We start from the raw sequence: 26,619 nt of genomic DNA on the forward strand, positions 1-26,619 counted from the left end.
TCCTCAGCTGGCGACACTGCTCAGCGCCACGTACGGTTCTTCATGCGCGGTCGGGCGATTGGTTTGCCATGCGCGGATCAGTGCGCGCAGCGAGAAGCCGACCATCGCCACGACCAGCAACATGAACAGTCCGGTCAGCGCCATGTCGACGTAGTTGTTGGTGACGATCTGCTGCATCGCGGCCGGCGTCTTGGCCGGTGCCAGCAGCTTGCCGTTCTGCATCGCCTGCGCATATTTCTGTGCGGCGGCGGTGAAGCTGATCGGGCCGCTGAGCTTCTCCCAGCCAGCAGTGAGCGTACACACGATCAACCACAGCGCCGGGATACCCGGTACCAGCACGTAGCGCTGGCGTTTCAGCTTCACCACCACCACGGTGGCCAGCATCAGCGCGATCGCGGCGAGCATCTGGTTGGCGATGCCGAACAGCGGCCACAACGTGTTGATGCCGCCGAGCGGGTCGACCGCGCCCTGGTACAGGAAGTAGCCCCACAAGCCCACGCAGATCGCGGTGGCCAGCAGGTTGCCGGTCCACGACTCGGTCTGCTGCAGCGGCTTGTACATCAGCCCGGCAATCTCCTGGATCATGAAACGGCCCACGCGGGTGCCGGCATCGACCGTGGTGAGGATGAACAGCGCTTCGAACAGGATCGCGTAGTGGTACCAGAACGCCATCATGCCGCCGCCGGGGATGATGTTGTGCAGCAGCTGCGCCATGCCCACAGCCAGCGTCGGTGCGCCGCCGGCGCGGCCGAGGATGCTGGATTCGCCGATGTTCTTCGCGGTCTGCAGCAATTCGTCCGGCGTCACCACGAAACCCCACTGGCTGATCGTGGTGGCGGCGTCCTGCACCGTGCTGCCGACGATGGCGGCCGGCGAATTCATCGCGAAGTACACGCCAGGGTGCAGCGAAGCGGCGGCGATCAGCGCCATGATCGCCACGAACGCCTCCATCAGCATGCCGCCGTAGCCGACCAGGCGCGCCTGGCCCTCGTTGGCGAGCAGCTTGGGCGTGGTGCCGGAGGCGATGATCGAATGCCAGCCGGACACCGCGCCGCAGGCGATGGTGATGAACAGGAACGGGAACAGGTTGCCCTGGAACACCGGCCCGGTGCCGTCGATGAACTTGGTCACCGCAGGCATCTGCAAGGTGGGCGCGGCGAGGAAGATCGCCAGCGCCAGCAGCGCGATGGTGCCGATCTTGAGGAAGGTGGACAGGTAGTCGCGCGGCGCCAGCAGCAGCCATACCGGCAGCACCGACGCGCAGAAGCCATAGGCGATCAGCAGCCACGCCAGGGCTTTCGCGTCGAAATTGAACAACGGCGCCAGCGTGGCCGAATCGGCCACGGTCTTGCCGAACCAGATCGAGGCAAGCAGAAGAACCAGGCCGATGATCGACACCTCGAGAATCCGGCCCGGGCGGAACACGCGCAGGTACAGGCCCATCAGCAGCGCGATCGGAATCGTGGCAGCCACGGTGAAGGTGCCCCATGGGCTGTGCGTGAGCGCCTTGACCACGACCAGCGCCAGCACCGCCAGCACGATCATCATCAGCACCAGCACGCCGAACATCGCCACCACGCCGGCGGTCGGTCCCAGCTCCTCACGCAGCATATGGCCGAGCGAGCGGCCATCGCGGCGCAGCGAAAGCCCGAGAATCATGAAGTCCTGCACCGCACCCGCGAACACCACGCCGAACAGGATCCACAGCGTACCCGGCAGATAGCCCATCTGCGCTGCCAGCACCGGGCCGACCAGCGGACCGGCGCCGGCGATCGCGGCGAAATGGTGGCCGAACACCACCCACTTGTCGGTGGGTACGTAGTCGAGACCGTCGTTGCGCAGCACCGACGGCGGCGCGCGGCTGGGGTCCAGCTTCAGCACCGAGTGCTCGATGAACTTGCCGTAGAAGCGGTAGCCGATCACGAAGATCGAAATCGCGGCGGCGACCAGCCAGATCGCGTTGATCGGTTCGCCCCGGCGCAGCGCGACCACGCCCAGACAGAACGCGCCGACGATGGCGATGGCAACCCACAGGATCTTGCTGGCCGGACTGGGCTTGGGGATGACTGCTTGCATGAGTGGCTCTCCTCGGCAATACGGCAAGAGTCGTCCTGTCGGCGACGAGGGTCAATGCCAAATCGGGCCTGCCGGCATTAGCCTTTGGTCGAATGGTCTGGCGCGGGCGGGCGACTCCCGGCGATTGGTGGCGGAGGTACACTCGCGGTCTTGCCGACTACAAGGAGTTTTCCATGCGTACCCCGGTTCGACGCGGCCTGCTTGGCCTTGCCCTCGCTGTGGCCACACTGCCGGTGATCGCCGCCGGATCGAGTCAGTTCAAGGACTTGTTGAACAAGGTCAAGGCGTCGACGCACGGTTCGAACTCCTCGCTGGGCCGCAATCTGCCGGACAGCGACATCGCTTCCGGCCTCAAGGAAGCCCTGGCCAAGGGGACCACCAACGCGATCAACAGTCTCGGCCGCGACGGCGGTTTCTGGAACAACAGCAAGGTGCGCATCCCGCTGCCCGGGAAACTCGAACAGGCCGGCAAGCTGGCGAAACAGCTGGGGCAGGGCGCCAAGGTCGACGCGTTCGAGCTGAGCATGAACCGCGCGGCGGAGAAGGCGGTGCCCCAGGTCGCACAGATCTTCGGTGACGCGATCCGCAAGATGACGCTCAGCGACGCCCGCGGCATTCTTACTGGCGGCGATCACGCGGCTACCGATTTCTTCCGCCGCGTGGCCGGCGACGCGTTGACCGCGCGGATCCGTCCTATCGTGGCCCAGGCCACCGACAGCGTCGGGGTCACTCAGAAATACAAGGCGTTCACCGCCGGCAACGGCGGCGGTGCGCTGGGTGGCGTGTTGGGTTCGCTGGGCGGCCTCAAGTCGGGCAAGGGCGGCAGCTCGCTGGATCTGGACGACTACGTGACGGCGAAGACGCTGGACGGCTTGTTCACCGAGATCGGCGACCAGGAACAGTCGATCCGCCACAATCCCGGCGCTCGCACCACCGATCTGCTGAAGAAGGTGTTCGGCGGCTGAACCCGCTTGCGGGTTCGGTAGATCGGCACGAGGCCTTGCCCGGCGCCTTGCGGCAGAGGTTGTCAGGCAGCCCCGCTTGCATTGGGACTGCATCGACCACAGTTGGACAGGTAACGGCGTTCCGCCACGAGGCTCCCCATGATTCGCGAAATCCTGAAAATGGGCGATCCGCGCCTGCTGCGCATCGCCCCCCTGGTGCCTGCCGCGATGCTGGGCAGCGCGGAACTGGATGCGCTGATCGCCGACATGTTCGACACCATGCAGGACGCCGAGGGCGTCGGTCTGGCCGCGCCGCAGATCGGCGTCGACCTGCAGCTGGTGATCTTCGGCTTCGACAGCAACGAACGTTATCCCGACGCACCGGCGGTGCCGCGCACCGTCCTGCTCAACCCGGTGATCGCGCCGCTGTCGCAGGACATGGAGGAAGGCTGGGAAGGCTGCCTGTCGGTGCCCGGCCTGCGCGGTGCGGTGAGCCGCTACTCGCTGATCCGCTACGAAGGCATCGACCCGCAGGGCGGGCGCATCGAGCGTACCGCCGAAGGCTTCCATGCCCGCGTAGTGCAGCACGAATGCGATCACCTGATCGGCCGGCTGTATCCCAGCCGGATTACCGATTTCAGCAAGTTCGGCTATACCGACGTGCTGTTTCCCGGGCAGGACATCGGAGACGACTGATGCGCGCGATATGACAAGGCGCCGTGCTGGCGCATAGCGACGACACCGTGGTGGTCGGCCGCTCCTGCGCATCCATGCGCTCGCGGCACTGGGGCATCCTGCCCGGCGAGGGCAACCACTACTTTCCGCCTGATTCGATCAGCTGGGAATATTTTCGCGACAGCGATCACCACACCATCTGTCCCTGGAAGGGGACTGCCAGCTATCGCGACGTGGTAGTCGGCGATGCGGTGAACAAGGATGCCGCGTGGTACTACGCGGCCCCCAAGGAAGCGGCCGCGCAGATCAAGGATCGCGTGGCGTTCTGGCGTGGCGTGCGGATCCAGCCGGACTGAGGGCTTCCCTCTGCGCCCTTCCCCTGCGCGGTGGATTGCGCATCCGGCGATGGATCAATCGCAGGCCTGCACGGGTGCCGTGTCGGCGACGCGCATCGTCGCGCCGTCGCGCAGGTCGAGCGCAAGTGCGGTCAGTCCGCCCAGCGTGCCGACTGCGCATACGCCGATCCAGCCGGCCTTCGCCCAGGCCAGGCCGGCCACGGCCGAGCCGATCGCGCCACCGATGAAGAAGACACCGGTATACAACCCGTTGATGCGGCCGCGCGCCTCCGCCCGCAGCAGGTTCACGGCATGCCGGCCAAGCGCCTGATCGGCGACCGTGCCGGCGTCGAGCAGGATCGCTGCCACTCCCATTGCGGCGATCAGCGCGGCGCGCGGCAGCAAGGAGGCTGCCCAGGGACTGCCGGCGACACCGGCCAGCAACATCGCCACGATGAGGATCAGGTGAGCGGCGCGCGTGGCGATTGCGGTCTTGCCGGCGTCGCCGAACCGACCGGCGATGGGCGCGCTGATGGCGCCGCTAACACTGGCCAGCGCGAACACGGCGATGCCGACGGCACCGAGCCCGAACGGCGGCGCGGCCAGCGGCAGCGCGACCAGGGTCCAGAAAGCGTTGAAAGCGGCGAAGCTCGATGCGGCGGAGAGCGCTCGGCGGCGCAGTATCGGTTCCTCGCGCCACAGCGTGGCCATCGAACCGACCAGGGCGCGATAAGGGGGCGCTTTCGGCGGCTGTCGGCGCGGCAGGCGGAATGCCAGCAGGCCGCCGAGCAACGCGATGGCGGTGGCGAGCAACGCATAGGAGGTACGCCAGCCGAAGCGTTCCGCCACCAGGCTGGCCAGCGGCCGCGACAGCATCGCGCCAAGCAGCAGTCCGCTCATGATGTTGCCGATCACGCGACCGCGCTGATCTTCCGCGGTCATTGCCGCGGCCAGCGGCACCAGCATCTGGATCGAACAGGTAGTCAGGCCCACCACGAAGCTGATGGCGAGAAACCCCGCCGGCGCGATCGGACACGCCGCGACGGCCAATGCCGCGGCATTGGTCGCCAGCGTGGCGAGAATCAGCCGACGGTTCTCGACCACGTCGCACAACGGCACCAGCAGGAACAAACCCATTGCGTAGCCGGCCAGGATCAACGTGCTGACCAAGCCGGCCGCCGCCGGCGACAGCGCCAGCGAGACGCCGATCAATCCCACCAGTGGCTGCGGCAGGTATAAGCCGACCACGATCACGCCGGTCGCCAGCGCGAACAGCCGCACCGGCACCGGCGCGGCGGCTTCGACCGGCATGTTCATCGCACGGCCTCGCGGCACGTGGCGAGCCATTCCCGATCATCGGGCGCAGCCAGGGCGGCCAGCGGCTGCGTAGGATCGAAGCCGGTTGCATAGCCGTTGATGGCTGGGGGAAGCAAGACGAGCATGGAGCATCTCCGAAAATCCAGGCCGGCGCGACCTGTTTCCGAGATTTTTGGGCGCAAACGATCACGAGAGAATACGCAATAGAATGGATGGATCATCTCACTCAAAGGGATAATCAGGAATGGCCAGCCTGGACGACTACCGGGTCTTCATTGCCGTGGTGGAGCAGGGCAACCTCAGTGCTGCCGCACGGCATCTGCATCGCTCGCTGCAGGCGGTGAGTCGTTCGCTGGCGTCACTCGAGCTCGAGCTCGGCGTCGAGCTGATCCAGCGCACCACCCGTCGTGCCCAACCGAGCGCAGCGGGACTGGCCTTTCATGCGCGGATCAAGACGGCGCTGGCGGACATCGATCTCGCGCGATCGGAGCTGGCCGAGCAAGGCGGGCGCATCGACGGCAGCTTGCGCATCGGTGGTTCGACCCAATTCAGTGCGCCTCATCTGGTGCCGGTGGTGGCAGCCTTCATGGAGCGCTATCCGGATGTGGCCGTCGAACTGGTGGTGGCCGACCATCCTGCCGACCTGCATCGCGAGAAGCTGGATGCGGCGGTGCGGTTGGGCGAGCTGCCCGACAGCCGGCTGCACGCGCGCCAGCTCGGCATGTTGCGGCAGGTGACGATTGGAGCGCCGGGCTATTTCGCCATGCATGGCCGGCCGCGCGTGCCTGCCGACCTGCGCCGACACGAGTGTGTCGTTCGCCGTAGCGCCAGCGAGGCGCAGCGCTGGAGCTACCAGCGTGCCGGCAAGCGGCAGCAGGTGGACGTGCATGGGCGTTTCAGCGCCGACAATGCGGCAGCCTGCAATGCAGCCGTGGTGGCCGGACTGGGCATTGGGGTGGCCGCGCTGTGGCAGGTACGCAGCCTGCTCGATCAGGGCCGACTCGAGCAGGTGCTGGAACCCTGGCAGTTGCCGGCATTGCCGGTGCACATCGTATGGCCACCCGGCAGACAGCTGCCCGCACGCACGCGGGCTTTCATCGATTTCGTCGCGGCGCGCTGGGCGGTCGAGCCGCCGGGCTGATGCGGCAAGCGTTCGCGGCCGGCGCGGGTGCATGCATGCCGGGCAGCAAGCTCAAACGGGTTGCGAGTGCAGCATGAACCAGCCGAGAAATACCGCTCCGGCAATAATGCAATAGACCCCGAACGACGCCAGTCGACCGCGTCCTTCGAAGTAGTGCATCAGGAAGCGGATGCTCAACCACGCGGCGATCGTCGTCAGCATGCCGCCCAGTAGTGCGTTGGCGAGCTGGTCCGGCGCATGGAAGAGCTTGGGCACCTCGAGCAGGCCGGCAGCGAGGACGATCGGCGTGCCCAGCAGGAACGAAAATTCGGCGGCCTTTTCCGTCGTGAGCCCGGCCGCATTGCCCGCGATCATGGTCAGGCCGCTACGCGAAAAGCCTGGAATCAGCGCGCCGACCTGCGCCAGTCCGACCAGGAACGCCTGCCGGAAAGTGAGCTTTTCCGGCGCGCGGTGAACACGCGAACGCTGCAGCCGGTCACCGAGCCACAGCAGCACGCCGTTGACGATCAGCGCGATTGCGACGATCCGCAGGTCATGGAACAGGCGTTCGAGCCGTTTCTCCAGCAGCAGACCGACCAGGCCGGCTGGAATCGTGCCGATGATGAGTGCCCACATCATGTGGCCGTCGTCGTCGCGACGCCCGGCAAGCGGGCCGAAGAAGCCCCGGATCAACGCGGCCCAGCGCGCACGGAAATACCACAGCAGCGCGAGGGCGGTACCCAGATGCAGTGCGACGAGGAAGGGCAGCAGCTGCGGCGCATGCTTGTCGATGTGCATGCCGAACAAGGCGGGGACAAGCAGGGTATGGCCGAGACTGCTGACGGGGAAAAGTTCGGTGACACCTTGCAGCACGCTCAGGAAAATCAGAAACCAAAGGCTCACGCATCGATCCTCCTACAGGGAGAAAGAAGTATGACGGTTGCCGCGACGGTCGCTTCTCACGATGGGCCGGGCCGCTTGCCTGGCGCGCGGCATGCCAACCATTATCGCGATTCACGGCGATGGGGTGATTGCATGGGGCAGATGTCGGCTTCGACCGGAACGAATGCTGGAGCGGCCGCCCTCGGGCCTCGCCATCCCGGCATCGACCTGCTGCGCGGGCTGGCGATCGTGCTGGTGGTGTTCAACCATATCGGCCTGCGCATTCCGCTGAAGAAAACCGTGCTGGCCGATGTGCTGCCGACGTGGTTGCTGAGCCGGCTGAACTACAACGGCTACGAAGCGGTGTTCGTGTTCTTCGTGATCTCGGGATTCCTGATCGCAGGCAACGCGCTGCGCCGCTGGGGCAGCCTGGAGCGGATCGACACGCGCGCGTTCTATGCGCGGCGTTTCGCACGTATCGTGCCGTGTCTGCTGACGCTGGTGGCCGTACTCAGCCTGCTGCATCTGCTGGCGGTGCCGGACTACACGATCACTCGCGCAGGCCAGTCGCTGCCGCGCGCGATCATCGCGGCGCTCGGCCTGCATCTGAACTGGTACGAGGGGCAGACCGGCTATCTGCCGGGAAACTGGGACGTACTGTGGTCGCTGTCGATCGAGGAGGTGTTCTACTTCGGCTTTCCGCTGGTGTGCCTGCTCACGCGGCGGCTCTGGCTACTGGTGCCGCTGCTGGTATTGCTTGCGCTGTCGATGCCATGGACACATGCCGCCTTGCGCGGCAACGAGATATGGCAGGAAAAGGCTTATCTGCCGGGGATGGCGGCCATCGCCGTCGGTGTGCTGGGCGCCTTGCTGGCATCGCGCTGGCAGGCGCCGCACCGCACGATCAATCTCCTTGGCTGGCTCGGCGCGCTTGGGCTGGCGGCGGTGATGCTGGACGGCGCCGCCATCTGGCATTTGCTGCGAGACGGCTACCTGCTGGTGCTGACCGTGTCGACACTGTGCCTGCTGCTCGCCAGCAGCCCACGGCCATCGCGCAGTCATGGACGGCCCATGTGTGGACTGGGCTGGCTGCGCTCGTGGGGGCGTCTGAGCTACGAGATCTACCTCAGCCACATGTTCGTGGTGTTCGCGGTGGTGCGGCTGTTCAAGCTCAGCGGTGCGGACTACCGATGGGGCTTGCCGTGGTATCTGCTGGCGCTGCCATCGTGCTGGCTGCTTGGTGTCGCGGTGGAGCGCTGCCTGTCGACACCGTGCGAGCGCTGGCTGCGCAACCGGTTGACGGCATCGCGTTCAACCCATCCAACAACCGTTGAACTCCCAGTGGCGTAAGCTGCACGAGGGCGGCTATCCGCCCGGGAGAAGTTCGGTGAAGAAAGAAGATGAAACGCACATGCAGATTGTTTCCGCGGACATCAGTTCGGAATCGCTCACCGGCATGGTGATTTTCCGGCCGCACTGCGTATCGCGTGCGGGCCGCAACGTGGCCGAAACCAAGACGGGAAACTGGTACGCCCTGCGGCCGGCCGAAGTGCGCAGCTTTGCGCGCGCACTGCTGGACGCGGCCGACGCGCTGGACCTGAAGGTGAAGATGCTGCAGGCGGCGAAGATGGCTGCGGGCTGACCGTCCGTTCGCGGGCCGGCGCGCGCGCTGTGCGCTCAGCCGTGCCGGTACCGATTGATCGTGTCACGCAGTTCCTGCGCGGCGGTACGTGCAGCCTCGGCAAAATCCTCGCCGTTGCCGGCATAGAGGATCGCGCGTGAGGAGCTGATCAGCAGGCCGCTGCCGTCGCGTGTGCGGCCATGCCGCAGGACGGCTTCCACGTCGCCGCCCTGGGCGCCGATGCCGGGGACCAGCAAGGGCATGTCACCGACGATGCTGCGAACGTTGCCCAGTTCTTCGGGCCAGGTGGCGCCGGTGACCAGGGCGCAGTTGTCGTTCGTGTTCCACTCGCGGGCGATGGTTTCGGCGACGCGCAGGTACAGCGGCGCGCCGCCGCAGTCGAGTGCCTGGAAGTCGGCCCCGCCGGGATTGGAGGTGCGGCACAGCAAGATCACGCCCTTGTCGGCGCGATCGAGGAACGGCTGCACCGAGTCGCGACCGAGATAGGGGTTCAGCGTCACCGCGTCCGCGCCGTAGCGATCGAAGGCCTCGGTGACGTAATGCTGGGCGGTGCTGCCGATGTCGCCGCGCTTGGCGTCGAGGATCACCGGCACGCCGGGATGTTGCTGGTGGATATGCGCGATCAGGCGTTCCAGCGCATCTTCCGCACGCAGCGCGGCGAAGTGCGCGATCTGCGGCTTGAACGCGCAGACCAGATCGGCGGTGGCATCGACGATCGCGCGGCAGAATTCGAACACCGCATCCGGCTTGCCGCGCAGATGAACGGGAAATTTGGCCGGCTCCGGATCGAGACCGACGCAGACCAGCGAGTCGTTGCGGGCCCAGGCTTGCTGCAGTGACTGCATGAAGTGCATCGGTGTCTCCGGTTGAGAAGTGAGTGAGGAGGAGTGAGAAAAGAGAGAAAGCTGGTTCGCGCATGCCTTCCGCTCTTTTCTCACTCCTCTCCTCTCACTCCTGCTCTCAGGCCAGCTTCTTGTACTTCACCCGGTGCGGCTTCGCGCCTTCTTCGCCGAGGCGGCGCTTCTTGTCGGCCTCGTATTCGTTGTAGTTGCCGGGGAAGAACTCGACGTGCGAATCGCCTTCGAACGCGATGATGTGGGTGGCGACGCGGTCGAGGAACCAGCGGTCATGCGAGATCACCATCACGCAGCCGGGAAATTCCAGCATCGCGTCTTCCAGTGCGCGCAGCGTCTCCACGTCCAGATCGTTGGACGGCTCATCGAGCAGCAGCACGTTGCCGCCCTGCATCAAGGTCTTGGCCAGATGCAGGCGGCCGCGCTCGCCACCGGAAAGGCTGCCCACCAGCTTCTGCTGATCGGTGCCCTTGAAGTTGAAGCGGCCGATGTACGCGCGCGACTGCAGCTCGTAGCGGCCGATGGTGATGATGTCGGCGCCGCCGGAGACTTCCTGCCACACGTTCTTCTTCGGATCGAGGTTGTCGCGCGACTGGTCGACATAGGCCAGTTGCACGGTGTGGCCGAGCTTCACCTCGCCCTGGTCCGGTTTTTCCACGCCGGTGATCAGCTTCATCAAGGTGGATTTGCCGGCGCCGTTGGGTCCGATCACGCCCACGATCGCGCCCGGCGGCATCTTGAACGACAGATCGTCGATCAGCAGGCGGTCGCCGAACGACTTGCTGACGTTCTTGAACTCGATCACTTCCTGGCCCAGCCGCTCGCCCGGCGGGATATACAGTTCGTTGGTCTCGTTGCGCTTCTGGTACTCGACCGAGTTCAGTTCCTCGAAGCGGTTGATGCGCGCCTTGCCCTTGGACTGGCGACCCTTGGCGGCCGAACGCACCCACTCCAGCTCGCGCGCGAGCGCTTTCTGGCGGCCCTTCTCGGCGGCCTCTTCGCGAGCCAGGCGCTCGCCCTTCTGCTCCAGCCACTCGGTGTAATTGCCCTTCCACGGAATGCCGCGGCCGCGATCGAGCTCGAGAATCCACTCGGCCGCGTTGTCGAGGAAGTAGCGGTCATGGGTGACCGCGACGACGGTGCCCGGATAGTCGTGCAGGAATTGTTCCAGCCAGTCGACGGATTCGGCGTCCAGATGGTTGGTCGGTTCGTCCAGCAGCAGCATGTCCGGCTTGGACAGCAGCAGGCGGCACAGCGCCACGCGGCGCTTCTCGCCACCGGACAGCGGGCCGATCCTCGCGTCCCACGGCGGCAGGCGCAGCGCGTCGGCGGCCACTTCGAGCTGGCGCTCCAGCGCGTGCGCATCGTTGGCGGCGAGCAAATTTTCCAGCTTCTGCTGCTCCGTGGCGAGCTTGTCGAAGTCGGCGCCTTCCTCGGCGTACGCGGCGTAGATCTCGTCGAGGCGCTTCTGCGCGTCGAGGATCTCGGCTACGCCTTCCTCGACCACTTCGCGCACGGTCTTTTCGGGATCCAGATGCGGCTCCTGCGCCAGGTAGCCGATCTTGGTGCCGGGCTGCGCGCGCGCCTCGCCCTGGAAGTCGGTGTCCACGCCGGCCATGATCTTCAGCACGGTGGACTTGCCCGCGCCGTTGACGCCGAGCAGGCCGATCTTGGCACCGGGGAAGAAGGACAGCGAGATGTCCTTGATGATCTGGCGTTTGGGCGGGACGATCTTGCTGACCCCGTTCATGGTGTAGATGTATTGCGAACTCATGGAGCCTCCGAAGGCGTGCGTCGCGCCGCCTGATGAGGCTGGCACTGGAAAGGCAATTCGCCAAACCGCGCATTATAGCGGCTGCGCAGGGCGCCGGTGCTGTCGCCTTCAGTCGGGGCGCACGGCCTTGCGGCGCGTTCTGGACGCAGCTGCGGGCGCATGTCCTGCTGGAGCGGGAGCGGCTGCCAGACCAGTCAGCAGCAGGTCGAGCAGTTGCGCAAACGCGGCATCCTCGCCCGGGTCGGCCCACAGGTGCGCCATGCCGGGGTAGTGGAAGCGCGAAGTGGCGTCGAAAATCGCCTTTGCGGTGGCGGCAGGATCGACCTGGCGGAAGTCGCCGCTCTTGATGCCGGCGGCGATGATGGTCGCCAGCTGCTGCAGCAGGTGATCGACGTGCTCGCCGACCACTTCGCGCGCGTCGGCGGCCAGCGCGCCATAGGTGGCGAACAGTTCGGGGTCGCCCAGCACCTTGTCGCGCTTTGCTTCGCGCAATGCGCTGAGCCAATGGCGCAACCGTGTCGCCGGCGAGGAACGCGCGGCCGCGATGGCCCGCAGCGGCGCCATCATCCGTTCGAGCCAGACCCTCAGCACGGCATCACGCAGCGCTGCCTTGCTGGCGAAATGGCGATACACGCTGCCATGGCTGACGCCGAGCGCCTGCGCCACATCGACCACGGTCGCCTTGCCAGGCCCGTAACGGCGCAACACCTCTTCGGCGGCGGCGAGGATGCGTTCGGGGGTGAGTGCGGAGTCGTTCATGCCGCCGATTCAACCACGCCGTGCCCGGCGCTGACGAGCTCGTCGGCCACGTAGCCCAGCGGGATGCGGCCCGACACGTGCTCCGTGGTGCCGCCTGCGAAGTCCACCCAGCCGCTGTTGATGCCGTCCAGCATGGCGATGCGCGGGCCGGTGCGGTCGGCCGGCATGCCTTCGCTGTGGAAGCGTGCCGCCCATTGCTCGCGCGGTACCGCGGTCGCCTCGACGTCTTGCTCGAGCACCGCGGCCAGTGCCCGGGCCATGTCCAGCGGGCTGTAGCGCCGAGGCCCTTCCACTTCGATCACGCGGCGGCCGAACCACGTTTCCATCAGCGTCCATGCGATGGTGCGGCCGATGTCGTCGGTCGCGACCATCGGTATCGCGCGATCGAGCGGGTACAGGTAGCTGGCGAGGCGGCCTTCATCCTGCGCCCGCGCCACGTCCCAACGGATGTTCTCCATGAACCACGCGGCGCGGACATGGGCGCGCGGCATGGGCAGGGCGTCGAGCGCGTTTTCCAGCAAGTGCAGCTGGGTGATCAGCCCCAACCCGTGGCTGTGCTGGGCGCCGATGGACGACAACGAGACCACCTTGGGCGGCTGCGCCTGTCGCAGCGCAGCGATCAGGGTCTGCACCAGCGCGCGCGGTTCGGCGAAATCGGGGCTGGGCGCGAAATTGGCCGGCAGCATGACGAACACGCCGTCGACGCCGCTGAACGCAGCGGCCAATGCCTCTGCATCGGACCATTCGGCGATGGCGATGTCGGCGCCGCGCGCAGCCCAGGCCGCCGCCTTTGCTTTGTCGCGCACGATGGCGCGCACGCGCTGACCGTTGTCCAGCAGATGCCTGGCGGCGGCGCCGCCGACCTGGCCGGTAATGCCCATGATGGCGTACATGCGGTTTTCCTCAGGTGAGAGTCGGGAAGGGCGATGGGGTTCAGCGCGCGTCGCGTTCGCTGTCGAGCATCGCCATCTGTGGCGCGGCGTAGCGATCGCCTGCCGCCGCACCCGGCGGTACGGCGCGTTCGATGGCGGCGAGGTCGTCGGCAGTCAGCGTGACGTCCAGGGCACCCAGCGCTTCTTTCAATCGTTCGGGCGTGCGCGCGCCGACCAGCGGCACGATGTCGTCGCCGCGCGCGAGCACCCAGGCGATCGCCAGCTGCGCCACGCTGACTCCGCGCGCCTCTGCGAGCTGGCGCAGCAGCTCGACCAGGGCCAGGTTGCGTTCGAGATTGTCGCCCTGGAAGCGTGGGCTGTGCTGGCGGAAGTCGCGTGCGTCGCCGCCGCGATTCTTCGCCCAGTGGCCGCTGATCAGTCCGCGCGACAGCACGCCGTAGGCGGTGATGGCGATGCCCAGTTCGCGGCAGGCCGGCAGGATCGCATCCTCGATGCCGCGCGAGATCAGCGAGTATTCGATCTGCAGGTCGGCGACCGGCAGCACGCTGTGCGCGCGGCGGATCGTCTCCACGCCCACTTCGGACAGGCCGAGCCGGCGCACATAGCCGGCCTGGACCAGTTCTGCGATCGCGCCGACGGTGTCCTCGATCGGCACGTTCGGGTCCAGCCGGGCGGGGCGGTAGACGTCGATGTAGTCGGTGCGCAAGCGCTTCAGCGAATAGGCCAGCGCGGTCTTGAGCGCCGCGGGACGCGCGTCGTAGCCCAGCCAGGCCCCGTCCGGGCCGCGCTGCGCGCCGAACTTCACGCTGAGCTGGTAGCTCTCGCGTGGACGCCCGGCCAGCGCATCGCCCAGCAGCAGCTCGTTGTCGCCCATGCCGTAGAAGTCGCCGGTGTCGAGCAAGGTCACTCCGGCATCCAGCGCGGCATGCACGGTGGCGATACCTGTGTTGCGGTCGGCCTTGCCATAGAGATCGGACATGCCCATGCAGCCGAGGCCGAGGGCGGAAACTTGCGGGCCATGCTGGCCGAGTGAGCGTTGTTTCATGGTGGCTGCCTTCATGGATTGGGAGGTGACGGTAAATGGTGAAATGACAGATTACAAATATTGTCATTCAGATTATGTGAAGAAGCGTCGCCCGACACCTCGTCGAGTGGCCGGAAATGCCCGTCGGAGCTACACTTTCGCTCTTGCCCACCCGCCACTTCACGAGGTCAGAATGTTCCCCAAGGACTGCACGATTGCCGGCTACGACGACGAACTGGCCAAGGCCATCGCTGACGAAGGCCAGCGCCAGGAAGATCACGTCGAGCTGATCGCCTCGGAGAACTACGCCAGCCCGCGGGTGATGGAAGCCCAGGGTTCCAAGCTGACCAACAAGTACGCCGAGGGCTATCCGGGCAAGCGCTACTACGGCGGCTGCGAGTACGTGGACATCGCCGAGCGACTGGCGATCGAGCGGCTCAAGCAGCTGTTCGGTGCCGACTATGCGAATGTGCAGCCGCATTCCGGTTCGCAGGCGAACCAGGCGGTGTACCTGGCGCTGCTGCAGCCGGGCGATACCATCCTCGGCATGTCGCTGGCGCATGGCGGTCATCTGACCCACGGCGCCAAGGTCAATATTTCCGGCAAGCTGTTCAACGCGGTGCAGTACGGCGTCGACGGGAACGGCCTGATCGATTACGACGAAGTGCAGCGCCTGGCCACCGAGCACAAGCCGAAGATGCTGGTCGGCGGCTTCAGCGCCTACTCGCAGGTGGTCGACTGGGCGCGCATGCGCCAGATCGCCGATTCGGTCGGCGCGCTGTTCTTCGTCGACATGGCCCATGTCGCCGGCCTGATCGCCGCCGGCGTGTATCCCAGTCCGCTGCCGCACGCGCACGTGGTCACCTCGACCACCCACAAGACCTTGCGCGGTCCGCGCGGCGGCATCATCGTGAGCAAGGGTGCGGGCGAGGAGATCGAGAAGAAGCTGCAGTCGATCGTGTTCCCCGGCATCCAGGGCGGCCCGCTGATGCACGTGATCGCGGCCAAGGCGGTCGCGTTCAAGGAAGCGCTGGAACCGGCGTTCACCGCCTACCAGACGCAGGTGGTGAAGAACGCCAAGGCGATGGCGAAGACGTTCATGGAACGCGGCTACAAGATCGTCTCCGGCGGTACCGAGAACCATCTGATGCTGGTCGACATGATAGGCAAGGATGTCACCGGCAAGGACGCGGAAGAGGCGCTGGGCAAGGCACACATCACCGTCAACAAGAACGCCGTGCCGAACGATCCGCGCAAGCCGTTCGTCACCTCCGGTCTGCGCGTCGGCACGCCGGCCGTCACCACCCGCGGCTATCTGGAGGCGGATTGCATCGAGCTGACGAACTGGATCTGCGACGTGCTGGATGCGCCGGGCGACGAGGCGATGATCGCCAGGGTACGCGCGAACGTCACGGCGCAATGCAAGAAGTTCCCGGTGTACGGCTGAGTCTGCCCGCATGCACCTACTGCAGATCGGACTGATCGGCGATCGCAACGACGATGTGGTCGCCCATCGCGCCATCCCGCTGGCATTGGGCATGGCCGCCGATGCCTGTGGTGTGGCGATCGAGCCGGTCTGGGTGCCCACCGATGAAGTGGGCACCGGCGCCGCGCTGGCGGAGCTCGACGGCCTCTGGTGCGTTCCGGCCAGCCCCTACCGCAGCATGGATGGCGCGCTCGCGGCGATCCGTGTGGCGCGCGAGCGGCACATACCTTTTCTGGGTACTTGCGGCGGCTTCCAGCACGCCATGATCGAATACGCGCGCAACGTGCTGGGATGGGACGATGCCGAGCACGCCGAGACGGCGCCGCAGGCAACGCGCCAGGTGATCGTGCCGTTGCTGTGCTCGCTGGTCGAGGTGACCGATGCGGTGCAGCTGGTGGCGGATTCGCGGCTGGCGCAGGCCTACGGCACCACGGCGATCGCCGAGGGCTATCACTGCAACTACGGGCTGAGCCCCGGTTTTCGCCAGGTGCTCGACAACGGTCCGCTGCGTATCAACGCGGTGGACGACGCCGGCGACGTGCGCGGCGTCGAGCTGGACGATCATCCATTTTTCATCGCCACGCTGTTCCAGCACGAACGCGGCGCGCTGCAGGGCCGGTTGCCGCCCGCGGTGCATGCCTTCGTGCAGGCGGCGATAGCTGCCGGCTGATCATGCATTGTCCCTTCTGCCAGCACGAAGACACTCGCGTCATCGACTCGCGTCTTACCGAGGACGGCAGCAGCGTGCGGCGCCGGCGCGAATGCGAGCAGTGCGGCGAGCGCTTCAACACGTTCGAGACGGCCGAGCTGAAGCTGCCGACGATCGTGAAAAGCGGCGAGCGGCGCGAGGCGTTCGACGAGCGCAAGCTGCGGGTGAGTTTCGAGCGCGCGCTGCAGAAGCGGCCGGTGGTCAGCCATGACGTGGACGCCTCGGTGCGCGCCATCATCAACGATCTGCGTCGCAGCGGCGAGCGCGAAGTGCCGTCGCGCCAGCTCGGCGAGTTGGTGATGCGCGAGCTGAAAAATCTCGACCAGGTGGCCTATGTGCGGTTCGCCTCGGTCTACCGCAAATTCGAGGACGTGCAGGCGTTCCGCGAGGAGATCGAGAAGCTGGAGCGCGACCTTCCGGGGCTGGAGACCCTGCAGCTTTCGTTGCTCGGTGAAGGCGACATCAAGCGCGGCAAGAAGAACTGATTCCCGCGGCCTCGCGGCCGCCGCATCTGCCAGAATGCCACGCATGTCCACGACCATGCCCATGTTCAGCGCGCTCGATCACCAGCACATGGCGCATGCCCTGCGCCTGGCCGAGCGCGGCCTCTACACGACCCAGCCGAATCCGCGCGTCGGTTGCGTGATCGCACATGGCGGCGAGGTCGTCGGTACGGGCTTCCACCAGCGCACCGGAGAGCCGCACGCCGAGGTGTACGCGTTGCGCGAAGCCGGCACCCGTGCGCGGGGTGCCGCCGCCTACGTCACGCTGGAGCCGTGCGCGCACCACGGCCGCACGCCGCCGTGCGCACGGGCGCTGATCGCGGCCGGCGTGGATCGCGTGGTGGTCGCCGCCGAGGATCCGTTTCCGCAGGTCGACGGCCGTGGCACGGCCAGCTTGCGTGCCGCCGGCATCGCCGTCGACGTGGGCCTGCTGCGCGAGGCCGCGCGCGAGTTGAACATCGGTTTCTTCAGCCGGGTCGAGCGCGGCCGTCCGTTCGTGCGGGTGAAACTGGCGATGAGTCTGGACGGCCATACCGCGCTGAACAACGGCGAATCGAAATGGATCACCGGCGAGGCCGCGCGCGCCGACGTGCAGCGCTGGCGTGCGCGCAGCTCGGCGATCCTCAGCGGCAGCGGCACGGTGCTGGCCGACAATCCGCGCCTCACCGTGCGATGGCCAGAGGACGAAGCATTCGCGCCGCCGTTGCGCGTGATCCTCGACCGCCAGCTGCGTACGCCGGCCGGCAGCCACGTGCTGGATGGCTCGACGCCCACGCTGGTGCTGCATGACACGGCGGCATCGTGTGCCGACAACCGCTTCGAGCGCGTCGAACGGATGGTGTTGAACACGCGGAACGATGCGCTGGATCTGCCCGCCGTGCTTGCCCTGCTGGCCGGCCGCGGCTGCAACGAGGTGCATGTGGAGGCCGGCCCGACCCTGTGCGGCGCGTTGTTCGCCGCCGGCCTCGCCGATGAGCTGCTGCTTTACATCGCACCCGTGCTGCTGGGCGACAGTGCGCGTCCCCTGCTGCGCTTGCCGGCGCTCGGCGACATGGCCGGCCGCTGGCAACTGCGCACGGTGGAGCAGCGCATGCTGGGCCGCGACTGGCGCTTGCGCCTGCGCCAGGCCTGAACCGGGCGCTTCATTGCGCGAAGTCGATGCCGATCTTGCCGAAGTGCCTGCCGGCGGCGAGATGTTCGAAGGCCTCGCGCAATTGCCCGAAGCCGAATACCCGATCGAGCACGGGCTCCAGGCGGGTCGCCTCGATCGCCGTGACCATGCGCTCGTGTTCCTCCAGCGATGCCACCGAGATGCCTTGCAGGTGCACGCGCTTGAGGATCGCCTTGCTTAGCGGCAAAGTGGCGTCCATCCCGCCAACGAAACCCACCAGTCCGACGAAGCCGTGCATGCGCACGGCGTCCAGCGACTGCGCGAGCGTGGCGCCGCCCACGGTCTCGATGACCGCATCGACGCCGACTCCGCCGCTGGCTTCGCGGACGAGCGCGCCCCATGCGGGCTGCCTGGCATAGTTGATGAGCTCGTCCGCTCCCAGCGTCTTGCCGTGCGCAAGCTTGTCGTCACGGGAGGAGAGCAGGATCACCCGTGCGCCGCGCAGCTTGGCGAACTGCAGCGCGAATATGGATACGCCGCCCGTACCCAGCAGCAGCACGGTCTGGCCGGTGGTGACGTGCGCTTGCTCCAGCGCCTGCCACGCGGTGAGCGCGGCGATCGGCAGAGTGGCGGCCTGCAGGCTGGAGAGGTGCGCCGGGGCGCGCGCCAGCGAGTACTGATCGAAGCAGGCCAGCTCGCGCATCACGCCGTCGAACGGGCCGCCGATTTCCGCTCCCTCCCATTCCGGCCGCATCGAGCCGGCGAGCCAGCGCGACTTGTAGAACGTGGTGACGCGGTCGCCGGGCTTGAAGCGGGTCACCGCCGCGCCGACTTCCAGCACCGTGCCGGCGCCGTCGGACACCGGCACGATCGGCAACTGCACACCGCGGTAGAGATCGCCATGGACCAGCATCTGGTCGCGGAAATTGAGCGAGGCGGCTTCCATCCGAAGCAGCACTTCGTTCGCGCCTGGCCGCGGCGCGGGCAGGTCGACGAGATCGAGGTGGTCCGGGTCGAACGCGGTGAGTTGGATGCTGCGCATGTGGTGTTCCTTGAGTCGAAAGGAGAAGGTGCGGCCATGGTCCGCCTGCCATGTTCCGGTGATAATCCGTCGCCATGGCATATCTTTTATTCACTGTATGAACAAATCATTCGAACTCACGCCGACTCGCCTGCGCGAGCTGCGCGAGCTGCGCGGCTTTGCCGTGGCGGCCAGGCGATTGAATTTCTCGCAGGCGGCGCGCGAGGTCGGCTGCACGCCTTCGGTGCTGAGTCGGCGCATCGCCGCGCTGGAGCATGCCGTGGGCGGCAAGTTGTTCCTGCGCAGCACCCGGCGCATGACACTGACCGCGCGCGGCGAGCAATTGCTGGTGCACTGCCGGCGGCTGGAAGCCGTGGTAACGGACCTCGCGGCCGACCTGCGCCCGCAGCATGGCGAGCCTGCCGGCCGACTCTGCCTGCAAATGCCGGCCGCCTACGGCCGCTACCGCATCGCGCCGCTGCTGGCGTCGTTCATGCGCCGTCACCCGCTGATCCGGGTGGAGGCGGTCTACGACGATGCCTTTGTCGACATGGTCGAGGCGAAGATCGACCTTGCCGTGCGCGTGGGCAAGCTCGCCGACGCGCAGTGGGTGGCGCGGCGGGTCGGCACGATGCGACGCCTGCTGTGCGCCTCGCCCGAGTACCTGGCGTCTGGACCGCCACTGGCTGATCCTGCCGACCTGAAGGCGCATCGCTGCATCGCCTTCAGCGGCCTGCGCACCGGCACGCTGTGGCAGTTCAGCCAGCAGCGCCGGCGGCGCTCGGTGCGGATCGATCCTGTGCTGACCTGCAACGACGCGCAGGCCGTGCGCGACGCGGCGCTGGCCGGCGTCGGCATCGCCTTGCAAGGCGACTACATGGCCGAACCCTTGATCGCCGAAGGTCGTCTGGTGGAAGTGCTGCCGGACTGGCAGATCTCTGCTTCGCCGATCCACCTGTTGTGGTTGCCCGGTGCGGATCGAACGCCGGCGCTGCGGCACTTGATCGACGACCTGGTCGGGGCATTGAGCACCGATTGAAACGCCGTCCACATCGTGCGCGATACGGAACGCTGTTTCCCGGCTGCGCATGGCGGAGGGAGTGCTAGACTGCCGCAGCCGGCTTGCCGGCAGCACACGACGTCTTCAGGGCGGGGCGAAATTCCCCACCGGCGGTAGGTTGGAGGGCTCACGCCCGACAACGAGCCCGCGAGCGCTTCCGGTCACCCGGAAGGTCAGCAGATCCGGTCGAATGCCGGAGCCGACGGTTGGAAACGGGCGACCGCTTCCTCACAGTCCGGATAAAGAGAAGACGGCACGGCGGACGCTTCGCGGCGTGCGCCTGGCCTCATGCCTTGAGGCGTTTTTCGCATCGGTCAACGCGGGAAACGTTTCATGAAATCCATTGCCTTCATGCAGTCCGTCGCCCTCCATCCGGAGGTGCGCTGATGTTCACCGGCATCATCCAGTCCGTGGGCCGCATCGCACGGCTCGAACCGCGTGGCGGCGACGTGCGGCTAGCCGTCGATACCGCCGGCCTCGACCTCGCCGACGTGCAGCTGGGCGACTCGATCGCTGTCTCCGGCGTCTGCCTCACCGCCGTCACGCTGGAACCGCGCGGGTTCGGCGCCGACGTTTCCAACGAGACGCTTTCGCTCACCTCGCTGGGCAAGTTGAAGGCCGGCGACCCGGTGAACCTGGAAAAGGCATTGCGCCTGGCCGACCGGCTCGGCGGCCACCTGGTTTCGGGCCACGTCGACGGCCTCGGCAAGGTGGTATCGATCGTGCCGGATGGCCGTTCGCAGCGCTGGACGTTCGAAGTGCCCGCCGCCATCTCGCGCTACATCGCCGCGAAAGGCTCGGTGTGCATCGACGGCACCAGCCTCACCGTCAACGAAGTCGCAGGACACCGCTTCGGCGTCAACCTGATCCCGCACACGGTCGAGCACACCGCGTTCCATGCCCGCCGCGTCGGCGACGCGGTGAACATCGAAGTGGACGTGGTGGCGCGCTACATCGAACGGCTGCTGTCCAGCGGCGAGACACCCAGGCTGGACGAGGCGTTTCTCAAGCAGCACGGCTTTTGACTTCAGTTCAGTAAAGAGTGGACAGGGGTGAGAAACGAGAGAAAGCCTGGAGTTCTTCACTCGTTTCTCACTCCTCTCCACTCACTTCTCACCCATCCATTCCGAGGCTTCACCTCATGCCCTTCAACACCATTCCCGAAATCCTCGAAGACATCCGCGCCGGCCGCATGGTGGTGATCCTCGACGACGAGGACCGCGAGAACGAGGGCGACCTGATCATGGCCGCCGAGAAAGTACGTGCGGAAGACATCAACTTCATGGTGCGCGAGGCGCGCGGGCTGGTCTGCGTCACCTTGACCGAACAGCGCACGCGGCAGCTCGGCCTGAAGCCGATGGTCAGCGACAACACTTCGGCCTACCACACCAACTTCACCGTCTCGATCGAGGCGGCCGAGGGCGTCACCACCGGCATCTCCGCGCACGACCGCGCGCGCACGATCCAGGTGGCGGTGAAGGCCGATGCGAAGCCGCAGGACTTGTCGCAGCCCGGCCACATCTTTCCGCTGACCGCGCAACCGGGCGGCGTGCTGACCCGCGCCGGCCATACCGAAGCCGGTTGCGACCTGGCCGCGCTGGCCGGGCTGGAGCCGTCGGCGGTGTTGATCGAGGTGCTGCATGAGGACGGCTCGATGGCGCGCCGCCCGGAACTCGAAGTCTTTGCGGCCAAACACGGCCTGAAGATCGGTTCGATCGCCGACCTGATCCGCTATCGCCTGGAAACCGAAAAGACCGTCCGGCGCGTACACGAGGAAGACGTGCAGACCGAGTTCGGCACCTTCCGCCTGTATGCGTACCGCGACGCGATACGGCGTGGCCTGCATTTCGCCCTGGTGCGGGGCGTGGTCGACGACGCCAGGCCGGTGCTGACCCGAGTGCATGTGCGCAACACGCTGTCCGACGTATTGCACCTGCAGCGCGACGATCTCGGCCTCACCGTGACCTCGGCGCTGCGCCGCATCGCCGACGAGGATCGCGGCGTGCTGCTGGTGCTGTCCGGCGAAGACACGCCCGAAGCGCTGCTGGCCCGGCTCAACCGCCAGCCCAGCACGCAGGCGCCGGAGGAAGCGCAGCAGCAGGAATGGCGTCAGCTCGGCCTCGGCGCGCAGATGCTGGCGGACCTGGGCGTGCACAAGCTGCGCGTGCTGGGTACGCCGCGCAAGCTGGTCGCGCTGGCCGGATTCGATCTGGAAGTGGTCGAGTACGTATAACCGCCAGCGACCTGATTTTTGTAGGAGCCCGCTGGCGGGCGATGCTCTTGCTTTGATGATTGTTGGACAGGAAAAATCAGAGCAGGAGCATCGCCCGCCAGCGGGCTCCTACCATGTACCGTGCGCTGCCCCGACCATGCCACACCTTCGCCATACGATACATGCGATAGCCGCTCCATCACCGCATAATCCGGTTTCCTCCCGCCGACCGAGCCCATGACCGAAACGCATATCCGCCTGATCGCCCCCTCCGGCTACCCGTATGACTCCGTGGCGATGACGCGCGGCGTGGTGCGATTGCGCGAAGCCGGCTGCGTCGTGGATGGCCTGGAGGTATTGCAGCGAACCGCGCAGCGTTTCGCCGGCACGGACGCCGAGCGCGCGGCGGATATCAACGCGCTGGCGACGATGGAGACATTGCCTGATATCGCGCTGGTGACCCGTGGCGGCTACGGCGCCTCGCGCCTGCTGCCGCATCTGCACTACGGCGCCTTGCGCGAACGGCTGGCCGATGCGTCCACGCTGCTGGTGGGGCATAGCGATTTCACCGCGCTGCAGCTGGCGCTGTATGCGAAGAGCGGCTTGTGCACGTTCAGCGGGCCGCTGCTGGCGGACCTGGGGGCGGAGTCCTGCGGTGAGCTCACCTGGCGGCACTTCTGGAGCACCTTGACCTCGCCGGCATCCACCGCGGCATGGCCGGGCACAGGGAGCACCGGGATCGACGTGCAAGGCCCGCTGTGGGGCGGCAACCTCGCGGTGTTGTGCAGCCTGCTCGGTACGCCGTATTTCCCGCAGATCGACGGTGGCATCCTGTTCGTCGAAGATGTCGGCGAGCCGCCGTTCCGCATCGAGCGGTGGCTGTATCAGCTGCATCTGTCCGGCGTGCTTGGCCGGCAGCGGGCGCTGGTGCTGGGCGACTTCAGCCATTGCCAGCCCGGTGCGCGCGACAACGGCTACGACCTGGACGCGGCGTTTGCGCAGATCCGCGCCGTGGCCGGCATTCCGGTCGTGGCTGGCATGCCGCACGGCCATGGGATGGACCAACTCACCCTGCCGTTCGGGGCGCCGGCACGGCTGCGCGTGGCGGACGGCCTTGCGCGGCTGGATTTCGTCGGCTATCCGCACCTCGACCGGCCGGCGCCGGCCGGCGCCGCCGAAAACCCGTAAAATAGCCGACCAGCATGGGCTTACCGCCCCCAGGAACAGCAATCCATGAAGATCATCGAAGGCGATTTCGCCACGCCGAAAGGCCGCTTTGCCATCGTCGCCGGCCGTTTCAACGGCTTCGTCGTCGAGCCGCTGGTGGCCGGCGCGCGTGATGCGCTGGTGCGCCACGGCGTGAAGGAGGACGCGATCGAGCTGGTTCGCGTGCCGGGTGCGTGGGAGATCGCGCTGGCCGCGCACAAGCTGGCGAACTCCGGCAAGTACGTGGCGGTGATCGCGCTGGGCGCGGTGATTCGGGGCTCCACGCCGCACTTCGACTATGTCGCCGGCGAATGCGCCAAGGGCCTGGCCCAGGCCGCGTACAGTTCCGGCGTGCCGGTGGCGTTCGGCGTGCTGACCACCGACAGCATCGAGCAGGCGATCGAGCGCTCGGGCACCAAGGCCGGCAACAAGGGCGCCGATGCGGCGATCGCCGCGCTGGAAATGGTCGACCTGTACGGGAAGCTGGGATGAGCCAGCCGCCGCAGGGACTCGATCTGGCCGCCCGCTCGCGCGCCCGCCGCCGCGCCTTGCAGGCGCTGTATGCGTGGCAGATGAGCGGCAGCCACATGAACGCGGTGATCGACCAGTTCCGCCACGAGCAGGACATGGAAGTGGCCGATCTCGAGTACTTCGAGGATCTGCTGCATGGCGTGGAAACCCATGTCGCCGTGCTCGACGAATGCCTGCGCCCGCACATCGACCGCGAGGTCGCGCAGATCGATCCGATCGAACGCGCCGCGTTGCGCCTGGCCGCGTACGAGTTGAAATACCGCCCCGACGTGCCGTACCGCGTGGTCATCAACGAGGCGATCGAAGTTACCAAGCGTTTCGGCGCCGATCATGGCCACAGCTACGTCAACGGCGTGCTGGACAAGCTTGCCGGCAGCCTGCGCGCGGTCGAGAAGCGGGGCTGATGTCCTCCGTCGCGGCAGATTCGCCGTCCGCCGAACAGGTGCCGGTGCTCGAAACCGAGCGGTTGCGGCTGCGTGCCCACCGGGCGGATGACTACGCCGCCTGCATGGCGATCTGGTCCGATCCCGAGGTGGTCCGCTATATCGGCGGCCGCCCGTTCACGGCCGAGGAAGTCTGGAAGCGCCTGCTGCAGTACGTCGGGCTATGGAGCCTGCTCGGCTACGGCTACTGGGCGGTCGAGGAGAAACACAGCGGCCGCTACATCGGCGATATCGGCTTTGCCGATTTCAAGCGCGACCTGCAGCCGTCGCTGCGCGGCATGCTGGAATTCGGCTGGGTGCTGGCGCCGCAGGCGCATGGCAACGGTTACGCCAGTGAGGCGGTGGCGGCGATCAGTGCGTGGAGCCACGCGCATTTTCCCGACCTGCGCGTGGTGTGCATCATCTCGCCCGAGAACCTGCCCTCGATCCGGGTGGCCGAGAAAGCCGGCTTCCGCCTGTGGCAGCCATCGGTCTACCACGACAGTCCCACCCTCGTTTTTACCCGTTAGCCAGCTTCCCCTCGGGCGATCCGTTGATGGAATTCGATCTGATTGAACTGATCCGTCGGCGCACGATCCAGCCGCGCGACGACGTGCGGCTGGGGATCGGCGACGACGCCGCCGTGCTCGCGGTACCTGCCGGACAGGAGCTGGCGGTCGCGATCGACACGCTGGTCGAGGGCGTGCATTTCCCGCGCGGCACCGCCGCTGCCGATATCGGCTGGAAGGCGCTGGCGGTGAACCTGTCCGATCTGGCGGCGATGGGCGCCAGTCCCGCCTGGGCGCTGCTGGCGCTGACCTTGCCGAACGCCGATGTCGCCTTCGTCGAGGGCCTTGCCGAAGGGTTTGCGAAGCTGGCGCAATCGCACCGGCTCGCGCTGGTCGGCGGCGACACCACCCGCGGACCGTTGACCATCAGTGTGGCCGTGCACGGCTTCGTGCCACCGGGAAAGGCGCTGACCCGTACCGGTGCGAGGGTCGGCGATGCGGTGTTGGTCACCGGCACGCTGGGCGATGCCGCCGCCGGACTGCATGCGCTGCAACACCCGCTGGACGATGGTGACGGCCGTGCCGGTCTGCGCGACTTCCTGATCGGGCGGCTCAATCTGCCTACGCCACGTCTGTCCGTGGGTGCCGCCTTGCGCGGCCAGGCGAGCGCCTGCATCGATATCTCCGACGGCCTGCTCGCCGATCTGGGCCATATCTGCGCGGCCAGCGGCGTCGGTGCCGAGATCGATGCTGCGCTGCTGCCGCGCTCGCCGGCGCTGATGGCGTTGTACGACGAAGCCGGCGCGCTGCAGTTCGCGCTGAGCGGCGGCGACGATTACGAGCTGTGCTTCAGCGTGCCCGCACAGCGGCTCGCCGACGTGCAGGCCGATCTGTCGCGACTGGGCTGCGGCGCGACCAGGATCGGCCGCATCGTGGAAGGCGCCGGCGTGCGCGTGCGCGGCACCGATGGCGAGTGGCTGGCGACAGACCATCCGGGCTGGGAGCATTTCGCGTGAGCGCGAAGAAAACGCTCGGCGCAGAACAACGCCGCGCCTTGCTGGCCACGCCGGCCGGCTGGCTGGCCTGCGGTTTCGGCTCGGGGCTCGCTCCCGTCGCGCAAGGCACGTTCGGTTCGCTGGCCGCACTGCTGCCCTGGCTGCTGCTGCGCGAACTGTCGCTGCCGCTGTATCTGGCCGTGTTGCTGGCCGGCTTCGGCACGGGCGTGTGGGCATGCGACGTGGCCGGCCGCGCGCTGGGCGTGGACGATCACCGCAGCCTGGTGTGGGACGAATTCATCGGCCAGTGGATCGCGCTGCTGCCGCTGCTGATTCCCGCACTTTTGCCGAACGGCGCCGCCGCGTGGTGGATGCCGGCGATCGGCTTCGTGCTGTTCCGCCTGTTCGACGTGTGGAAGCCGTGGCCGATCCGCTGGCTGGACCGGCGCGTGAAAGGCGGCATGGGCGTGATGATCGACGACGTGCTCGCCGGCATCTTCGCCGCGATCGTGCTGGCCTGCGGACTGCATTTCCTGCCGTAGGAGCGCACCCTGTGCGC

Annotated in this window: 28 protein-coding genes and 1 riboswitch; of the genes, 19 read left to right on the forward strand and 9 right to left on the reverse strand. The window is 66.9% G+C overall.

From position 1 onward, the window contains the following. Positions 1–3: 3 nt before the first annotated feature. The gene (locus ACFPPB_RS13375; RefSeq protein WP_377327877.1) at positions 4–2,076 is read right to left on the reverse strand and encodes a carbon starvation CstA family protein; all 2,073 of its coding nucleotides are present in this window, start codon (positions 2,074–2,076) and stop codon (positions 4–6) included. A gap of 173 nt (positions 2,077–2,249) precedes the next feature. Here ACFPPB_RS13375 and ACFPPB_RS13380 point away from each other — a divergent pair, with 173 nt between their 5' ends. From ACFPPB_RS13380 to ACFPPB_RS13390, 3 genes are all read left to right on the forward strand, one after another. Beyond that, positions 2,250–3,041 (forward strand): DUF4197 domain-containing protein, encoded by a 792-nt coding sequence (locus ACFPPB_RS13380; protein WP_377327879.1) that lies wholly within the window; start codon positions 2,250–2,252, stop codon positions 3,039–3,041. A gap of 138 nt (positions 3,042–3,179) precedes the next feature. Further along, positions 3,180–3,716, forward strand: coding sequence for a peptide deformylase (gene def / locus ACFPPB_RS13385; protein ID WP_377327881.1), 537 nt, complete (start codon positions 3,180–3,182; stop codon positions 3,714–3,716). A 23-nt stretch (positions 3,717–3,739) separates the two neighbouring features. Continuing rightward, on the forward strand, positions 3,740–4,051 hold the full coding sequence (locus ACFPPB_RS13390) for a DUF427 domain-containing protein (RefSeq protein WP_377327883.1): 312 nt from the start codon (positions 3,740–3,742) through the stop codon (positions 4,049–4,051). A 54-nt stretch (positions 4,052–4,105) separates the two neighbouring features. Here the strand turns inward: ACFPPB_RS13390 and ACFPPB_RS13395 are convergent, their stop codons facing one another. Further along, entirely contained in the window at positions 4,106–5,347 is a 1,242-nt protein-coding gene (locus ACFPPB_RS13395; RefSeq protein ID WP_377327885.1) for an MFS transporter, read from the reverse strand. A 244-nt stretch (positions 5,348–5,591) separates the two neighbouring features. Between ACFPPB_RS13395 and ACFPPB_RS13400 the strand changes: the two genes are divergently transcribed. Continuing rightward, positions 5,592–6,488 (forward strand): LysR family transcriptional regulator, encoded by an 897-nt coding sequence (locus tag ACFPPB_RS13400; RefSeq protein WP_377327887.1) that lies wholly within the window; start codon positions 5,592–5,594, stop codon positions 6,486–6,488. A 51-nt stretch (positions 6,489–6,539) separates the two neighbouring features. On the opposite strand, the gene ACFPPB_RS13405 is transcribed toward ACFPPB_RS13400, so the two are convergent. After that, positions 6,540–7,370 carry an undecaprenyl-diphosphate phosphatase gene (locus ACFPPB_RS13405; protein ID WP_377327889.1) on the reverse strand — a complete coding sequence of 277 codons (831 nt, stop codon included), beginning with the start codon at positions 7,368–7,370 and terminating at the stop codon, positions 6,540–6,542. A 141-nt stretch (positions 7,371–7,511) separates the two neighbouring features. On the opposite strand from ACFPPB_RS13405, the gene ACFPPB_RS13410 reads away from it, so the two are divergent. Together ACFPPB_RS13410 and ACFPPB_RS13415 are read left to right on the forward strand one after the other, a co-directional pair. Next, entirely contained in the window at positions 7,512–8,699 is a 1,188-nt protein-coding gene (locus ACFPPB_RS13410; RefSeq protein ID WP_377327891.1) for an acyltransferase family protein, read from the forward strand. 61 nt (positions 8,700–8,760) lie between these two features. Further along, positions 8,761–8,991 (forward strand): hypothetical protein, encoded by a 231-nt coding sequence (locus ACFPPB_RS13415; protein WP_377327893.1) that lies wholly within the window; start codon positions 8,761–8,763, stop codon positions 8,989–8,991. Between the two features lie 35 nt (positions 8,992–9,026). Here ACFPPB_RS13415 and pyrF read toward each other — a convergent pair whose 3' ends face one another. The 5 genes from pyrF to ACFPPB_RS13440 all read right to left on the reverse strand — a co-directional run bounded on the left by pyrF (position 9,027) and on the right by ACFPPB_RS13440 (position 14,316). Beyond that, a complete protein-coding gene (pyrF, locus tag ACFPPB_RS13420; protein ID WP_377327895.1) occupies positions 9,027–9,845 on the reverse strand; it encodes an orotidine-5'-phosphate decarboxylase in 819 nt (272 codons plus the stop codon). A 106-nt stretch (positions 9,846–9,951) separates the two neighbouring features. Beyond that, positions 9,952–11,619 carry an energy-dependent translational throttle protein EttA gene (gene ettA, locus ACFPPB_RS13425; RefSeq protein ID WP_377327897.1) on the reverse strand — a complete coding sequence of 556 codons (1,668 nt, stop codon included), beginning with the start codon at positions 11,617–11,619 and terminating at the stop codon, positions 9,952–9,954. Positions 11,620–11,727: 108 nt separating this feature from the next. Continuing rightward, positions 11,728–12,378, reverse strand: a complete 651-nt coding sequence (locus ACFPPB_RS13430; RefSeq protein ID WP_377327898.1) for a TetR/AcrR family transcriptional regulator — start codon at positions 12,376–12,378, stop codon at positions 11,728–11,730. Next, on the reverse strand, positions 12,375–13,271 hold the full coding sequence (locus ACFPPB_RS13435; RefSeq protein ID WP_377327900.1) for an NmrA family NAD(P)-binding protein: 897 nt from the start codon (positions 13,269–13,271) through the stop codon (positions 12,375–12,377). Before ACFPPB_RS13435 ends, ACFPPB_RS13430 begins: the two co-directional genes overlap by 4 nt. Positions 13,272–13,311: 40 nt before the next feature. Then, positions 13,312–14,316, reverse strand: coding sequence for an aldo/keto reductase (locus tag ACFPPB_RS13440; RefSeq protein WP_377327902.1), 1,005 nt, complete (start codon positions 14,314–14,316; stop codon positions 13,312–13,314). Between the two features lie 172 nt (positions 14,317–14,488). On the opposite strand from ACFPPB_RS13440, the gene glyA reads away from it, so the two are divergent. The 4 genes from glyA (at position 14,489) to ribD (ending at position 18,125) form a co-directional block, all read left to right on the forward strand. Next, positions 14,489–15,742 (forward strand): serine hydroxymethyltransferase, encoded by a 1,254-nt coding sequence (gene glyA, locus ACFPPB_RS13445; protein WP_377327904.1) that lies wholly within the window; start codon positions 14,489–14,491, stop codon positions 15,740–15,742. 10 nt (positions 15,743–15,752) lie between these two features. Continuing rightward, positions 15,753–16,451 carry a CTP synthase C-terminal region-related (seleno)protein gene (locus tag ACFPPB_RS13450; RefSeq protein ID WP_377327906.1) on the forward strand — a complete coding sequence of 233 codons (699 nt, stop codon included), beginning with the start codon at positions 15,753–15,755 and terminating at the stop codon, positions 16,449–16,451. Between the two features lie 2 nt (positions 16,452–16,453). Beyond that, a complete protein-coding gene (gene nrdR / locus ACFPPB_RS13455) occupies positions 16,454–16,975 on the forward strand; it encodes a transcriptional regulator NrdR (protein WP_377327908.1) in 522 nt (173 codons plus the stop codon). A gap of 88 nt (positions 16,976–17,063) precedes the next feature. Continuing rightward, complete coding sequence (gene ribD / locus ACFPPB_RS13460) at positions 17,064–18,125, forward strand: bifunctional diaminohydroxyphosphoribosylaminopyrimidine deaminase/5-amino-6-(5-phosphoribosylamino)uracil reductase RibD (RefSeq protein ID WP_377327954.1); 1,062 nt, start codon at positions 17,064–17,066, stop codon at positions 18,123–18,125. Between the two features lie 10 nt (positions 18,126–18,135). On the opposite strand, the gene ACFPPB_RS13465 is transcribed toward ribD, so the two are convergent. Beyond that, complete coding sequence (locus ACFPPB_RS13465; RefSeq protein ID WP_377327910.1) at positions 18,136–19,146, reverse strand: zinc-dependent alcohol dehydrogenase family protein; 1,011 nt, start codon at positions 19,144–19,146, stop codon at positions 18,136–18,138. Positions 19,147–19,243: 97 nt separating this feature from the next. On the opposite strand from ACFPPB_RS13465, the gene ACFPPB_RS13470 reads away from it, so the two are divergent. The 9 genes from ACFPPB_RS13470 to ACFPPB_RS13510 all read left to right on the forward strand — a co-directional run bounded on the left by ACFPPB_RS13470 (position 19,244) and on the right by ACFPPB_RS13510 (position 26,602). Further along, entirely contained in the window at positions 19,244–20,164 is a 921-nt protein-coding gene (locus ACFPPB_RS13470; RefSeq protein WP_377327912.1) for a LysR family transcriptional regulator, read from the forward strand. Positions 20,165–20,261: 97 nt separating this feature from the next. Further along, positions 20,262–20,441, forward strand: a riboswitch (FMN riboswitch). Between the two features lie 130 nt (positions 20,442–20,571). Continuing rightward, a complete protein-coding gene (locus tag ACFPPB_RS13475) occupies positions 20,572–21,210 on the forward strand; it encodes a riboflavin synthase (RefSeq protein ID WP_377327914.1) in 639 nt (212 codons plus the stop codon). Positions 21,211–21,326: 116 nt separating this feature from the next. Beyond that, positions 21,327–22,418, forward strand: coding sequence for a bifunctional 3,4-dihydroxy-2-butanone-4-phosphate synthase/GTP cyclohydrolase II (ribBA, locus tag ACFPPB_RS13480; RefSeq protein ID WP_377327916.1), 1,092 nt, complete (start codon positions 21,327–21,329; stop codon positions 22,416–22,418). Positions 22,419–22,634: 216 nt separating this feature from the next. After that, positions 22,635–23,585 (forward strand): muramoyltetrapeptide carboxypeptidase, encoded by a 951-nt coding sequence (ldcA, locus tag ACFPPB_RS13485; protein ID WP_377327918.1) that lies wholly within the window; start codon positions 22,635–22,637, stop codon positions 23,583–23,585. Between the two features lie 45 nt (positions 23,586–23,630). After that, on the forward strand, positions 23,631–24,095 hold the full coding sequence (ribH, locus tag ACFPPB_RS13490) for a 6,7-dimethyl-8-ribityllumazine synthase (protein ID WP_377327920.1): 465 nt from the start codon (positions 23,631–23,633) through the stop codon (positions 24,093–24,095). Beyond that, positions 24,092–24,538, forward strand: a complete 447-nt coding sequence (gene nusB / locus ACFPPB_RS13495) for a transcription antitermination factor NusB (RefSeq protein ID WP_377327922.1) — start codon at positions 24,092–24,094, stop codon at positions 24,536–24,538. Before ribH ends, nusB begins: the two co-directional genes overlap by 4 nt. Beyond that, positions 24,538–25,086, forward strand: a complete 549-nt coding sequence (locus ACFPPB_RS13500) for a GNAT family N-acetyltransferase (RefSeq protein ID WP_377327924.1) — start codon at positions 24,538–24,540, stop codon at positions 25,084–25,086. Before nusB ends, ACFPPB_RS13500 begins: the two co-directional genes overlap by 1 nt. Before the next feature lie 26 nt (positions 25,087–25,112). Then, positions 25,113–26,081: a thiamine-phosphate kinase gene (gene thiL / locus ACFPPB_RS13505; RefSeq protein ID WP_377327926.1), complete on the forward strand. Its 969-nt coding sequence runs from the start codon at positions 25,113–25,115 to the stop codon at positions 26,079–26,081. Next, on the forward strand, positions 26,078–26,602 hold the full coding sequence (locus ACFPPB_RS13510; protein ID WP_377327928.1) for a phosphatidylglycerophosphatase A family protein: 525 nt from the start codon (positions 26,078–26,080) through the stop codon (positions 26,600–26,602). The genes thiL and ACFPPB_RS13510 overlap by 4 nt, the downstream gene beginning before the upstream one ends. Positions 26,603–26,619 lie beyond the last annotated feature (17 nt).

The organism is Rhodanobacter terrae, assembly GCF_042657005.1.
GTDB lineage: Bacteria > Pseudomonadota > Gammaproteobacteria > Xanthomonadales > Rhodanobacteraceae > Rhodanobacter > Rhodanobacter terrae.

Bases quoted from the DNA above. Each gene is read 5' to 3' on its own strand.
- nrdR (WP_377327908.1), top strand. From the start codon at position 16,454: ATGCATTGTCCCTTCTGCCAGCACGAAGACACTCGCGTCATCGACTCG.
- ribBA (WP_377327916.1), top strand. From the start codon at position 21,327: ATGCCCTTCAACACCATTCCCGAAATCCTCGAAGACATCCGCGCCGGC.
- ribD (WP_377327954.1), top strand. From the start codon at position 17,064: ATGGCGCATGCCCTGCGCCTGGCCGAGCGCGGCCTCTACACGACCCAG.
- ACFPPB_RS13395 (WP_377327885.1), bottom strand. From the start codon at position 5,347: ATGAACATGCCGGTCGAAGCCGCCGCGCCGGTGCCGGTGCGGCTGTTC.
- pyrF (WP_377327895.1), bottom strand. From the start codon at position 9,845: ATGCACTTCATGCAGTCACTGCAGCAAGCCTGGGCCCGCAACGACTCG.
- ACFPPB_RS13470 (WP_377327912.1), top strand. From the start codon at position 19,244: ATGAACAAATCATTCGAACTCACGCCGACTCGCCTGCGCGAGCTGCGC.
- ACFPPB_RS13410 (WP_377327891.1), top strand. From the start codon at position 7,512: ATGTCGGCTTCGACCGGAACGAATGCTGGAGCGGCCGCCCTCGGGCCT.
- ACFPPB_RS13440 (WP_377327902.1), bottom strand. From the start codon at position 14,316: ATGAAACAACGCTCACTCGGCCAGCATGGCCCGCAAGTTTCCGCCCTC.
- thiL (WP_377327926.1), top strand. From the start codon at position 25,113: ATGGAATTCGATCTGATTGAACTGATCCGTCGGCGCACGATCCAGCCG.
- def (WP_377327881.1), top strand. From the start codon at position 3,180: ATGATTCGCGAAATCCTGAAAATGGGCGATCCGCGCCTGCTGCGCATC.
- ACFPPB_RS13375 (WP_377327877.1), bottom strand. From the start codon at position 2,076: ATGCAAGCAGTCATCCCCAAGCCCAGTCCGGCCAGCAAGATCCTGTGG.
- ACFPPB_RS13465 (WP_377327910.1), bottom strand. From the start codon at position 19,146: ATGCGCAGCATCCAACTCACCGCGTTCGACCCGGACCACCTCGATCTC.
- ldcA (WP_377327918.1), top strand. From the start codon at position 22,635: ATGACCGAAACGCATATCCGCCTGATCGCCCCCTCCGGCTACCCGTAT.
- nusB (WP_377327922.1), top strand. From the start codon at position 24,092: ATGAGCCAGCCGCCGCAGGGACTCGATCTGGCCGCCCGCTCGCGCGCC.
- ACFPPB_RS13475 (WP_377327914.1), top strand. From the start codon at position 20,572: ATGTTCACCGGCATCATCCAGTCCGTGGGCCGCATCGCACGGCTCGAA.
- ACFPPB_RS13415 (WP_377327893.1), top strand. From the start codon at position 8,761: ATGCAGATTGTTTCCGCGGACATCAGTTCGGAATCGCTCACCGGCATG.
- ACFPPB_RS13380 (WP_377327879.1), top strand. From the start codon at position 2,250: ATGCGTACCCCGGTTCGACGCGGCCTGCTTGGCCTTGCCCTCGCTGTG.
- glyA (WP_377327904.1), top strand. From the start codon at position 14,489: ATGTTCCCCAAGGACTGCACGATTGCCGGCTACGACGACGAACTGGCC.
- ribH (WP_377327920.1), top strand. From the start codon at position 23,631: ATGAAGATCATCGAAGGCGATTTCGCCACGCCGAAAGGCCGCTTTGCC.
- ACFPPB_RS13430 (WP_377327898.1), bottom strand. From the start codon at position 12,378: ATGAACGACTCCGCACTCACCCCCGAACGCATCCTCGCCGCCGCCGAA.
- ACFPPB_RS13400 (WP_377327887.1), top strand. From the start codon at position 5,592: ATGGCCAGCCTGGACGACTACCGGGTCTTCATTGCCGTGGTGGAGCAG.
- ettA (WP_377327897.1), bottom strand. From the start codon at position 11,619: ATGAGTTCGCAATACATCTACACCATGAACGGGGTCAGCAAGATCGTC.
- ACFPPB_RS13450 (WP_377327906.1), top strand. From the start codon at position 15,753: ATGCACCTACTGCAGATCGGACTGATCGGCGATCGCAACGACGATGTG.
- ACFPPB_RS13435 (WP_377327900.1), bottom strand. From the start codon at position 13,271: ATGTACGCCATCATGGGCATTACCGGCCAGGTCGGCGGCGCCGCCGCC.
- ACFPPB_RS13500 (WP_377327924.1), top strand. From the start codon at position 24,538: ATGTCCTCCGTCGCGGCAGATTCGCCGTCCGCCGAACAGGTGCCGGTG.